Source organism: Pseudomonas sp. R62, assembly GCF_000257605.1.
Taxonomy (GTDB): domain Bacteria; phylum Pseudomonadota; class Gammaproteobacteria; order Pseudomonadales; family Pseudomonadaceae; genus Aquipseudomonas; species Aquipseudomonas atacamensis.
Genome location: NZ_JH635999.1, coordinates 1,092,514 through 1,100,463, shown reverse-complemented (window position 1 = coordinate 1,100,463; position 7,950 = coordinate 1,092,514). Strand labels below are relative to the sequence as shown.

The 7,950-nt window shown below is 57.3% G+C and carries 6 protein-coding genes, 3 tRNA genes and 4 pseudogenes; 5 read left to right on the top strand and 8 right to left on the bottom strand.

Annotated features, from left to right (window positions below; genetic code table 11):
- Positions 1-313, bottom strand: a pseudogene (locus OQK_RS23240) (hypothetical protein); the annotation flags it as partial.
- 21 nt (positions 314-334) lie between these two features.
- Between OQK_RS23240 and OQK_RS23235 the strand changes: the two are divergent.
- The 3 genes and pseudogenes from OQK_RS23235 to OQK_RS23225 form a co-directional block, all read left to right on the top strand.
- Positions 335-616 (top strand): annotated as a pseudogene (locus tag OQK_RS23235) (hypothetical protein); the annotation flags it as partial.
- Between the two features lie 36 nt (positions 617-652).
- Positions 653-844, top strand: coding sequence for a DUF4224 domain-containing protein (locus OQK_RS23230; RefSeq protein WP_024012764.1), 192 nt, complete (start codon positions 653-655; stop codon positions 842-844).
- A gap of 1 nt (position 845) precedes the next feature.
- A pseudogene (locus OQK_RS23225) lies at positions 846-1,852 on the top strand (tyrosine-type recombinase/integrase).
- 82 nt (positions 1,853-1,934) lie between these two features.
- On the opposite strand, the gene OQK_RS23220 reads toward OQK_RS23225, so the two are convergent.
- Positions 1,935-2,021 (bottom strand) — tRNA-Leu (locus tag OQK_RS23220).
- 488 nt (positions 2,022-2,509) lie between these two features.
- Between OQK_RS23220 and OQK_RS23215 the strand changes: the two genes are divergently transcribed.
- A complete protein-coding gene (locus OQK_RS23215) occupies positions 2,510-3,043 on the top strand; it encodes a GAF domain-containing protein (protein WP_163012213.1) in 534 nt (177 codons plus the stop codon).
- Between the two features lie 81 nt (positions 3,044-3,124).
- Here the strand turns inward: OQK_RS23215 and OQK_RS23210 are convergent.
- From OQK_RS23210 to OQK_RS23185, 6 genes are all read right to left on the bottom strand, one after another.
- A tRNA-Cys gene (locus OQK_RS23210) sits at positions 3,125-3,198 on the bottom strand.
- A gap of 46 nt (positions 3,199-3,244) precedes the next feature.
- Positions 3,245-3,320 (bottom strand) — tRNA-Gly (locus tag OQK_RS23205).
- 60 nt (positions 3,321-3,380) lie between these two features.
- Positions 3,381-3,941, bottom strand: coding sequence for a CDP-diacylglycerol--glycerol-3-phosphate 3-phosphatidyltransferase (pgsA, locus tag OQK_RS23200; protein ID WP_016774513.1), 561 nt, complete (start codon positions 3,939-3,941; stop codon positions 3,381-3,383).
- 32 nt (positions 3,942-3,973) lie between these two features.
- Complete coding sequence (gene uvrC, locus OQK_RS23195; protein ID WP_016774512.1) at positions 3,974-5,797, bottom strand: excinuclease ABC subunit UvrC; 1,824 nt, start codon at positions 5,795-5,797, stop codon at positions 3,974-3,976.
- Between the two features lie 2 nt (positions 5,798-5,799).
- Positions 5,800-6,441 (bottom strand): response regulator transcription factor GacA, encoded by a 642-nt coding sequence (gene gacA / locus OQK_RS23190; RefSeq protein ID WP_024012761.1) that lies wholly within the window; start codon positions 6,439-6,441, stop codon positions 5,800-5,802.
- Positions 6,442-6,568: 127 nt separating this feature from the next.
- A complete protein-coding gene (locus OQK_RS23185) occupies positions 6,569-7,012 on the bottom strand; it encodes a GNAT family N-acetyltransferase (protein WP_016774511.1) in 444 nt (147 codons plus the stop codon).
- Positions 7,013-7,615: 603 nt separating this feature from the next.
- Between OQK_RS23185 and OQK_RS23180 the strand changes: the two are divergent.
- Positions 7,616-7,950, top strand: a pseudogene (locus OQK_RS23180) (3-deoxy-7-phosphoheptulonate synthase); the annotation flags it as partial.

Here is a 7,950-nt window from a genome sequence, read left to right as displayed (position 1 = left end):
GGACGCTTTCCTCAAGGCCATCCAGTGCGTCCCCCACTTGGCGGGATGCTTCCCGGAGCGCATCAGCTGTCGCCTTCACATAGCCTTCCATCGGTGCCAGCGCGTACACGCCACCTGCCGCATTTGGCCCTTGATAGTTCGGCGAGATGGCCAGCGCGGTGTTGCTCGCAATGTTGACGACCTCATACCAATTGCCGTCCGGCCCCCGGAAAGCATCACCCACACGACTGTTTGCGATGAAAGCAGTGCCGGTGCCGATCACGGCGCTGGAATTTTGGGCGACAGATACCGTTCCTGATTTGTACCAGGTCATGAGTGTTTCCTTATGGAATTAGACAACGCCTACAAGCGTGACCTGCTGGATGCTGTGGTCGGAGCGCTGGCCCTCGGCGCGCAGAACAGCAACCCGCCTCCGGCCGGACATTGGGGTCTGCGCTTCTGGGATATCGGTCGGGAGGAACGCGGACTGCACGAAGAGCTGGTCGCAGCCCTGAGCCTTGCCGTCGAGCGCTGGACGCTCCTAGCGAACGAGTTCAAGTACACCACTCCGGAACATCAGCAAGAGCTCGCCGAGATCTCAAAGGCCCGGGCCGCTATCGCCAAAGCCACCCTATAACCACCTTGTGCCGCCACGCGCGGCATGGAGCATCACATGACCATCCAGTTTCTATCTCACGAGGAGGTTTGCGAGCTCACCGGCGCGCGGACCAAGGCAGGACAGATCCTCAACCTGAAAAAGAACGGCGTCCGCCATACGATTAAAGTGAACGGCTGGCCGAGCGTCACCGCCGTCGGCGCATTTGAATCTGAAAAGCCCGTATGGAAATCACGTAAGGCCAGCTGACATGGGAAGACGACCAAGTAAACCCGGCTCGATCGTCAGGCTGCGTGAACGTAAGAAAGCCAGCGGCCGGGTGTTTTACTACTACGACACGGGCGGAAAGGACCGCAAGGAAATTCCGCTGGGCAGCGACTACGGCTTGGCGATCATGGAGTACGCGAAGCTTGAGCGTGATCGCACCGCAACCGATCTGGTCGCCAAGGTCATCACGTTCCGCTACGTCGCCGAAAAATACATGGTCGACGTCGTCCCCACCAAAGGCACAGCCACCCAGGCTGACAACAAGCGCGAGCTGAAGAATCTGATCGCTTTCTTCGACGACCCACCCGCGCCGCTGGAAACGATCGAGCCGTTGCACGTACGCCAGTACCTGACATGGCGCAAGAGAAGGCACTGCTCAGCGCCATCTGGAATTACGCTCGGGACAAGGGTTACACGTCTCTTGCCAATCCGTGCGCGGGCATCAAGGGCAACAAGGAATCTGGCCAGGACACGTATGTCGAGGATGCGCTGTTCAAGCGCGTGCACGACAAGGCAGATGTGGGCCTGCAAGACGCAATGGACCTCGCCTATCTTACCGGGCAACGGGTGACCGATACCCGGCTGATGGATGAGCGGGACGTGCGCGACGGGCAGATTTGGGTGTTGCAGGGCAAGACAAAGGCGAAGCGGCAGATCGAGATAACGGGGGAGCTGAAGGTTTTGATTGATCGAATCATGTCCCGCAAGTCAGAACACAAGGTCCGCTCGACGCGGCTGATCGTTACAGAGGACGGCACACCGATGACGGTGGCGATGTTGCGCAGGAGATTCGACTTGGCCAGGGAGGCGGCCGACGTGCCGAAAGCTGAATTTCAGATGCGCGACTTGCGCGCCAAGGCGGGTACAGACAAGGCAGAATCCAGCGGTGACATTCTGCAAGCCAGAGATCAACTTGGGCATACGACGGTGGTTATGACCGAGCAGTACATCCGCAACCGTAAAGGCAAAAAGGTCATGCCTACCAAGTGAATTGCGGACCAACTCCAAAATAGCGGACCAGAAACAAACAAGGGCTTGCATCAGCTTTCGCCCGCAAACCCTTGATTTAAGATGGTGCCCGAAGCCGGAATCGAACCGGCACGCCCTTACGAGCGGGGGATTTTAAGTCCCATGCGTCTACCAGTTTCGCCATTCGGGCGGTAGCGCGGCGTTGCTTTGTTCAGCCTTGCGGTTGCGATCCTGACAGGATGACTGCCTGAAAAGCCGAGCGGGGAATATATACATCACGTCCCGGTGAAGCAAGTTTGGAGTGCGCGATTTGCGAACTAAATATCGCTGACCGCTGAAAATCAAAAAGCCCCAGAAATCAGGTAGCTACGGAGTTTGCTTGAAGTAGACGCCGAGGTTACTGGCAAATCGCAGCAACCCGCCTGGAAATTGGGACGATAAACTCAAAAGATTCAGTTGCTCACCATCACCTTAGCTGCACGAGTGACAGATTTTTCATCGATTGAGATTATGAGCAGGCAACCCAAGACTGGACGGGATGTCTACGCTAAAGGATGGCGCCGAAATCGATGAAAGGTAATTAGCACGCCCCCCTTCAACCACGATCACGCCTCACAGAACGTCACCAGAGCAGAGCTCAGGGATGTACAAGCAATCAGGAGATTTGATTCCATGCAAATGAGTGACACCGTTCTAAAAGCGTCTTTAAGCCAAGAGGAGCGCTCGGCGATTGCCGAGATCGAAGCAACTACCAACATCCTGCAGCTTGTCACCCGTCTGACCGGTACACGCTTCGCCGGTATCGCAAAATTCACGGAAACAGAGTGGATCGTTTGTTCGGCGTACGATCCGATTGAACTGGGAATAAATGTTGGCGATACGCTGGATCTGGAAACTACGCTCTGCAGTGAGTTTCGACGAAATCCTCAAGCCCTCTTCCTTCCACAAATCAGCCAGGATGGACGACTGTCGTCACGTCCTGTGGTGAAGCAATATTCGATTGAAAGCTACGCAGGCGCGCCTGTTTTTCTGCCGGACGGGAGACTCTGGGGTGCCTTATGTGCTCTGGACTCAAGGGCTGTTCTGTTTGACAACCCCGATCTTGCAGAGACATTGACGCTGTTCGCGCGGCTCATTGGCTGCATCTTTTTCTCGAATCTCACGGTGGAAGGTGCCAGCCACATCCAGACCGGATCGTGCTTGACTGATTGACCCTCCGCAAACATGTGAATACCAGTTTTTTGCAGACAACAAAAAACCCCGTAGATCATTGATCTACGGGGCTTTTGATAGTGGAGGCCGAGGTCGGAATCGAACCGGCGTAGGTGGATTTGCAATCCACTGCATAACCATTTTGCTACTCGGCCTCAAAGTCTTTGCTGTCAGTAGCACAACAACAAACACTGTACAAATTGGAGCGGGAAACGAGACTCGAACTCGCGACCCCGACCTTGGCAAGGTCGTGCTCTACCAACTGAGCTATTCCCGCTTGGTGTGGCGCATTCTATAGAATTAAGATGCCCCGTCAACCCCTTGATTCAAAAAACTTTTATTTCTTTTCGACGTCGGTCTTCAGGTGCGGCCAGGCAGCGCGAAGGTATTGAACCATCGACCACAGGGTAAGCCCTGCCGATACGATCAGCAGCGTATAACCGAGCACGACCCAGAAGCTGAATGCCTTTGGATGAGCCAGCAGAATCACCAGCGCGAGCATCTGCGCAGCGGTTTTCCATTTGCCCAGATTGGAAACGGCCACCTGCGCTCGTGCGCCGAGTTCGGCCATCCATTCGCGCAGGGCCGAAATCACGATCTCACGACCGATGATGACCGCCGCTGGCAGCGTCAGCCAAAGATTGCCGTGTTCCTGCACCAGCAAGACCAGGGCAACAGCGACCATCAGCTTGTCGGCGACCGGATCGAGAAACGCCCCGAACGGTGTGCTCTGCTCCAGTCGGCGCGCCAGGTAACCATCGAGCCAGTCGGTTGCGGCCGCGAAGGCGAACACCGAAGCGGAGGCCATGTAACTCCACTCGTAGGGCAGATAGAACAGCAAAATAAAGATCGGGATGAGCAGGACGCGTAGAACGGTAATCAGATTAGGGATATTCATCGGCACAACTGGCTACGAGGTGAAGGGGCATTCTACTCACTATGCAGGTTCGCATAAATCGACTCAGCGAGCTTTTTACTGATCCCCGGGGCTTTGGCGATCTCTTCGATGCTTGCACGAGACAGCTCCTGCAATCCACCAAAATGTTTCAACAGGTCACGGCGGCGGGTCGGCCCTACCCCTGCCACGCCTTCCAGCGTTGAGGTTCGGCGGGTCTTGCCGCGACGAGCGCGGTGCCCCGTAATTGCGAAGCGGTGCGCCTCATCGCGGATCTGCTGAATCAGGTGCAAGGTGGGTGAATCGCCGCGCAAGGTGAACTCGTGGGCTGCATCATTCAGATACAACGTTTCGAAACCGGCCTTGCGCGTGGCGCCCTTGGCGACGCCTAACAGGATCAGATGCGGCACAGCCAGTTCGTTGAGCACATCACGGGCCATCGACAATTGGCCTTTGCCACCGTCGACCAGCAGGATGTCCGGCAACTTGCCCTCGCCGTCCTTGAGTTTGCTGAAGCGGCGAGTCAACGCCTGGTGCATGGCCGCGTAGTCGTCGCCGGCGGTGACGCCTTCGATGTTGTAGCGGCGGTAATCCGACTTGATCGCGCCTTCCGGCCCGAACACCACGCAAGAGGCCACAGTGGCTTCGCCGCTGGAATGACTGATGTCATAGCATTCCAGGCGTTGCGGCGGTTCATCCAGATTCAGCACTTCGGCCAGCGCATCGAATCGCGCGGCGGTGTGCTGACGGTTGGCCAGACGCGCGCCCAACGCTTGCTCAGCGTTGGTCACGGCCAGTTGCTGCCAGCGCGCACGGGTACCGCGCACCCGATGACTGATGGCCAACTCACGGCCGCGCAAGGTGTGAATCCCTTCGATCAACGCCGGGAAGTCTTCGTGAACCACGTTGACGATCAGTTCGCTCGGCAGATCGCGTTCGGGGCTACTGATGTAGTACTGACCGAGGAATGCTGCCATGACCTCGGAAACGTCTTCCTCAATGCCGACCTGCGGGAAGAAATTCTTGCTGCCGAGCACGCGCCCGCCGCGCACGCTGATCAGGTGGACACAGGCGCCGCCTGGGTTGACGAATGCGGCAATAACGTCGATATCGCCGGTTCCGCCTTCCATGCTCTGCTGGTCCTGCACCCGGCGCAGCAAGGCAATCTGGTCGCGCAATTCGGCCGCGCGTTCGAATTCGAGATTGATCGCTGCCTCTTCCATCGCGGTGGACAGCTCGTTGGTCAGCGCGTGGCTGCGACCTTCGAGGAACATCACCGAGTGGCGCACGTCTTCGGCGTAGACGTCAGGCTCGACCAGGCCCACGCATGGCGCCTTGCAGCGTTTGATCTGGTATTGCAGGCACGGACGGGTGCGATTCTTGTAATAGCTGTCCTCGCACTGGCGGACGAAAAAGGTTTTTTGCAGGATGCTCAGGCTTTCACGTATGGCGCCGGCACTCGGATAGGGGCCGAAATACTTGCCCTTGGCCTTTTTGGCGCCGCGATGGATGCTCAGGCGCGGAAACTGTCCGTCGGAGAGAAACACGTACGGATAGGATTTATCGTCGCGCAGCAGGATGTTGTACGGCGGGCGCCACTCCTTGATCAGCGTCTGTTCCAGCAGCAGCGCTTCGGTTTCGTTGGCGGTGATGGTCGTCTCGACCTGAGCGATACGCCCTACCAGTGCAGCCGTTTTCGGCGCCAGCCCGGTCTTGCGAAAGTAGCTCGCCAGACGTTTCTTCAGGTTTTTCGCCTTGCCGACATACAGCAGGCGCGCCTCGCTGTCGAACATGCGATAGACGCCCGGGCGACCGCTGACGGTCGACAGGAAAGCACTGGAATCAAATGTCTCGGTCATGGTCAGGCGCTGGCATCCACCATGCCGTGACGCACCGCGAGCAGTGTCAGCTCGACGTCGCTGCTGATCGAAAGCTTCTCGAAAATGCGGTAGCGGTAGGTGTTCACGGTTTTCGGCGACAGGCACAACTTGTCGGAAATGATCTGGACCTTCTGGCAGCCGACAATCATCAAGGCAATCTGGATTTCCCGCTCCGACAAGGCATCGAACGGCGAATCATTGGTTGGCTGGAATGATTTGATCGCCAACTGCTGAGCGATCTGCGGACTGATGTAACGCTGCCCGGCGAAAACCAGCCGAATGGCCTGAACCATTTCCGGGAGACCCGCCCCCTTGGTCAGGTAACCGGCGGCGCCGGCCTGCAGCAAACGCGTCGGGAAAGGGTCTTCCTCGCACACCGTAACGGCAACCACCTTGATGTCCGGGTGGCTGCGCAGCAGTTTCCGTGTGGCCTCGAGGCCGCCGATGCCGGGCATCTTGACGTCCATGAGCACTACGTCAGGCTTCAATTCACGGGCTTTGATCAGGGACTCTTCACCTGACTCGGCCTGACCCACCACCTGCAGGCCATCGATATCGGCCAGCATCCGTGTAATGCCTGTACGAACGAGATCATGGTCGTCGACCACTAGCACCCTAATCAAGCAGACACCTCGCGATATGGTCTTATTGGGATGCCGGACACCTTAGCAAAAAGTGCCAGACAGACCTAGCGGAAAGCCGCATTTAAAAAGTTTCAATTCGTCATTCAGGGCCTGCCGGCTGTGGGTTTCAGAGCACAGCTGTACTCAAATCGAGCTGCATCCTGAGGAAACACTCATCCCTGCCCACGATGTGCAGTCCTTTAGATGCATACAGTTTTTGCGCCGGGTTATTGTCAAACACTGTCAGCCGCAGTGCCGGTCGCCTTGCCTGCCGAGCCATCTCGATCACCTGATCAATGGCCCAGGAACCGGCGCCCTGCCCTTGCCACGGATGATCAATCTGCAATTCGCGTATGTACAGCGCTCGGGCATCCTCGCTCAGACTGACAAAGCCGATCAGCAGTTCATCCTGGAGGATCATCCAGTTCTCACGATACTGCCAGCCTGCGTCGAATGCCTCGTCCTGCCACAACAGATCGTGGTCAATGTAATAGCGCAGCATGTTGCGACAGGTCAGATCTCGCGCAAACGCAAGATCATCATGGGTGGCATGCCGAATTCGATAACTCATTCAGCTCTCTCCAATCGTAAAAATGTACTTTAACCAGATCGTTTACCAGTGATAGCCGTTTCGCTCGGCACGCAATAGCATTTTCTGATTGCTGACGCGTATCAGCGTCGAGTAAGCTCGGCGTATTCATCGGAGACAGACCATGTTCAACGCCTCTTCACAGTCTTGCATCGCCAGCGCCTCGCGCTCGATTGCGGCTGCGTGGGTCCACGACGCCTGCGCTCCAGACAACTTTTATTTTGGGTATTGGTTTAGCCACTGGCGCGCCTGATACCCAAACGGCGCCCATGATAACGGGTCGCCTACCAGAGATTTCTCAACCCCCGGTCGGCCTCCCGACCGGGGGTTTTGTTTTTTCAGGCCCATCACTTTCAGCGACACACCACACTTCGAGGATTCCACCATGAACTACGCCACTTATTACCGTTACGACAGCTTTAGCGCCTGGCGATTTACCAGCCTCCGCTCGGGACAGCCTGCCGCCTCCGATCGGTCACCTACCGGTGGCAAACACACACGCCTAGCCAGTACGGCCATTTGTCGAACACCCCAGTAGGGCCGAGTGCGCGGGAAAAACCCGCCATCCGCCCAGGAAGACCGAACATGAACTCTTCAGTTTCCGCTTTGCCACTGTCCACCCTCGATTCTGCCAACGAAGCGCTGACCCTGCGCCTGCCCAGCTCGTTGCAGCTCAAACAGCAATTACCGCTCAGCCACTCCCTGCATCAGCAGGTCAATGCCCATCGCCAGGCGGTGCGCGCCATCCTCGACGGTGAAGACCCGCGCCTGCTGGTCATCGTTGGCCCCTGCTCCATCCATGATCCGCAGTCAGCAATCGAATACGCCAGCAAACTCGCTCGCCTGGCCGAAGATGTCAGCAGTGAAATGCTGCTGGTCATGCGTGCCTACGTCGAAAAGCCGCGAACGACGATCGGCTG

Bases quoted from the DNA above. Each gene is read 5' to 3' on its own strand.
- OQK_RS23230 (WP_024012764.1), top strand. From the start codon at position 653: ATGACCATCCAGTTTCTATCTCACGAGGAGGTTTGCGAGCTCACCGGC.
- OQK_RS23215 (WP_163012213.1), top strand. From the start codon at position 2,510: ATGAGTGACACCGTTCTAAAAGCGTCTTTAAGCCAAGAGGAGCGCTCG.
- pgsA (WP_016774513.1), bottom strand. From the start codon at position 3,941: ATGAATATCCCTAATCTGATTACCGTTCTACGCGTCCTGCTCATCCCG.
- uvrC (WP_016774512.1), bottom strand. From the start codon at position 5,797: ATGACCGAGACATTTGATTCCAGTGCTTTCCTGTCGACCGTCAGCGGT.
- OQK_RS23185 (WP_016774511.1), bottom strand. From the start codon at position 7,012: ATGAGTTATCGAATTCGGCATGCCACCCATGATGATCTTGCGTTTGCG.